We start from the raw sequence: 3,263 nt of genomic DNA on the forward strand, positions 1-3,263 counted from the left end.
AAGCGTCCGAAGTCCTCATCCTGAGGAGCCCGGCAAAGCCGGGCGTCTCGAAGGATGAGGAGACACATCGCCTGCGGCGCATGGTTCGAGACGGCGCTTCGCGCCTCCTCACCATGAGGCTCTGCAAATTGCGACCGCTAGGAGGTGCGGTCCTGATTCTGTCGAAGCCAGAAATACTCTAGTTCCTCGCTGAGAGGAGTGCCCTCACCCGCCGCGCTACGCGCGTTGACATCTCCCGCAGGCGGGACAGGTTGCTCCGTGCTCGGGGTGGGTTGATCGCTTAGTAATCCTTCAGCAGCCGCTCGATGTAGTCGAGTTCGATCTGCGGGCGGCCGGAGTCGCCGAGGCGGCGGCGGAGTTCTTCGAGAATACGGCGGACGCGCTGGACGTCGATTTCGCCGGGGATCTTGACGGTGAGATCGTCCCCGAGGTCGCGGCCGCGCAGCGGCCGGCCGAGCGGATCGGTTTGATTGGCACCGCTCTGCTGGCGGCCAGGGCGGTTGCCCTGGCCATCGCCCTGACCGTCGCCGTCACCCTGCTGCATCGCTTCGGCGAGTTTCTGCGCGCCCTGGCGCAGCGCTTCCAGCGCGCGGCCTTGTGAGTCCACCGCGCCATCGGCATTGCCGTCGCCGAGCCGGCCTTCGGCATCGCCCATCGCCGAGTCGGCCTGATCGAGACCACCCTCGCCTTGCTGGCCCTGCTGCCCTTGCTGTCCCTGCTCGCCCTTGTCGCCGCGCGGGCTCTGGCCGAGGCCGCGCTTGGCGAGCTCCTGCTGCAGCTTGCGCAGCCGGTCGTGCAGGTTCTGCTGATCCTGCTGCAGATCGCCGAGGTTCTGCTCGCCGTCCTGGCCGCGCATCCGGTCGCGGCGCTGATCCTGGCCCTGCTTGTAGGTCTTGTCGCGGAGCTGCTGCTGCTTGCGGATCATGTCGCCGAGCTCGTTGAGCGCCTGCTCCATGTCGCCGCTGTCGCCGCCCTGGCCGGGCTGCGCCATCTGCAGGTTCTCCAGCATCTGCGCGAGCTGATCGAGCAGCTGCTTGGCGGCTTCCTTGTCGCCGGAGCGAGACAGCCGCTCCATCCGCTGGAGCATGTTCTCGAGATCCTGCTGCCGCATCACCTTGGTGTTCGGATCGAGCGGGCGGGCGAGCTGCTGCGGATTGTTGCGAAGCTGCTGGGCGAGCTGACGCATATAGGCGTCGAGCGCGGCGCGCAGCTTGTCGGTGAGCTGCTTGATCTCGTCGTCGGGCGCCCCGCGCTCCAGCGCGTCTTTCAGCGCATCCTGCGCGGCACGCAGCGCCTTCTCGGCATCCGACGCATCGCCGTCTTCGATCAACACCGCCAGCGACCACAGATTGCTCACCACCTCGCGCAGCGCGTCGTCGGTGCGGGCGCGTTCGAGCTGATCGGCTATGGTGTAGAGCCCGAGATACTGGCCGGCATCCGGCGTGAACACTTCCGGCGCGATCAGCAGCGCATCGAGCGCGGCATACACTTGGCTATTGGCATTGGCATCGAGCGCCAGGATGCGGCGCTGCTCGATCAGCGCGCGCGCCAGCGGCTTGGTGAACAGCCGCTCCGGCAGCCGCATCGTGAACGGCTCGCTGTGGCCTTGGTTGCCGGCCTCGTCCTTGGCGGTGAGCGTCAGCGTGACTTCGGCGCCCGCATAGGGATCTTCGCTGAAGTCCTTGACGGTCTGACCGACGCCGGCGCGGGTGCGGGCATTCGGCAGCACCAGCTTGAACTGCGGCGCTTCGAACAGCGGCCGCGGCGCATCCGCGGGCTTCGTGCCCGGGGCCTTGGCCGGCGGCGCTGCGGCGAACTGCGCCTCGGCCTCGGTCACCCCGTAATCGTCTTCGAGCTTGTAAGACAGCTGCAGCGAACCGCGCGCCTGGCGCTGCGGCTCCTTGGCGAGCGCAATCGCCGGCGGCTTGTCCGGGGTGGCGGTGAAGCTCCACGGCGCTTCGCTCGACGGCGCCCGGACCCGCGCGGTACCGTCGCCGGTGATGCGGAAATGCCTTTCGCTGGTGCCCTTGGGGGCTTCGCTGTCCGGCTTGACCTCGACCACGCCCCCACTGACCGCGATGTCGAGATCGCCGCCGCTGGAGCGCACCAGCAGAGTCGAGCCGACCGGCACCGGCAGCGGGCCGCTGCCCGGGGTGCCGAGGTCCTTGTTGGAGGCGGCGGTGAGAATGATCGGCGGCTTGTTGGTATAGACCGGCGGCGTCACCCAGGCATCGACCCGGACGGTCGAGGGCGCCATCGCGCCCTTCCAGTCGAATGCCGCCATCACCCGCGGGGTGCGCTCCTCGCCGGCGGCAAAGAAGGTCGCGACCAGCAGGATCACCACCAGGGCGCGGAGCCCCCAGGGATCGTGGATCGGCAGCCGCGGCGACGGCAGGCCGGGCTTGAGGCCGCGGATCGTCGCCAGCGTGCGGTCGCGCTGCGCCTGCCACAGCGCGCGCGCCACCGGATCGCCGGACGCCAGCGTGTCGCCGAGCGCCGTCGCCGGGCGATGCTTCAGGCCGGTATTGCGGTCGAGCCGCGCCAGCGCCTCGTCGCGGCTCGGCCAACGGAACCTGATGGCGGGGATCAGCGCGCCGAGCGCGAGGGCAGCCAGCAGCACCAAGCCGACGATGCGAGCCGAGAACGGCAGCACCAGCCACAGCCCGGCCCAGGACAGCGCCAGGAACAGGCCGGCGACGCTCATCAGCCGCGCCAGATGCGGCCACGCGCGCTCCCAGGCAATCGCCAGCGTCGCGCGCCCGATCGCCTTGTCCAGGTGCAGCCGCGCGACCGCCTCTTCATCGTGCGGGGCCTGCGACGGATCGGGAATGCTGCCGCTCAACCATCTCTCCGGGTTGCTGCTCACACGAGCGTAGCACAACGGCGGCAATGAGGCACCGTCCTGCGCCACCACTGCGCGCATCACACCGCGACACGAACGCGTGACGGCACAGCCGGTGCCCCGTAGTGTTCCGGCGAACTTCCCACCAGAGGACGCGCAATGGACAAGACGACGCACGACAAGGGGCTGGAGATCCGCAAGGCGGTGCTGGGCGAGGCCTATGTCGAGAACGCGCTGAAGAACGCCGACGACTTCAACAAGCCGTTCCAGGAACTCGTCACCGAGTATTGCTGGGGCGCGATCTGGGGACGCGACGGGCTGCCGAAGAAGACCCGCAGCATGCTCAACCTGGCGATGATCGCGATCCTCAACCGGCCGCACGAGCTGCGCGCGCACATCAAAGGCGCGCTCACCAACGGCG

At 68.9% G+C, this 3,263-nt stretch carries 2 protein-coding genes; one reads left to right on the top strand and one right to left on the bottom strand.

The annotated features are described in order from the left end of the window. Positions 1 to 280: 280 nt before the first annotated feature. The gene (locus DYI24_RS23885; RefSeq protein ID WP_164574091.1) at positions 281 to 2,842 is read right to left on the bottom strand and encodes a TIGR02302 family protein; all 2,562 of its coding nucleotides are present in this window, start codon (positions 2,840 to 2,842) and stop codon (positions 281 to 283) included. A 159-nt stretch (positions 2,843 to 3,001) separates the two neighbouring features. On the opposite strand from DYI24_RS23885, the gene DYI24_RS23890 reads away from it, so the two are divergent. Continuing rightward, positions 3,002 to 3,263, top strand: a 262-nt coding sequence (locus DYI24_RS23890; RefSeq protein WP_164574092.1) for a carboxymuconolactone decarboxylase family protein, incomplete at its 3' end; no start/stop codon positions are given.

This window comes from Rhodopseudomonas sp. BR0C11 (assembly GCF_010820945.1).
In the GTDB taxonomy this organism is placed as follows: Bacteria; Pseudomonadota; Alphaproteobacteria; order Rhizobiales; family Xanthobacteraceae; genus Rhodopseudomonas; species Rhodopseudomonas palustris_H.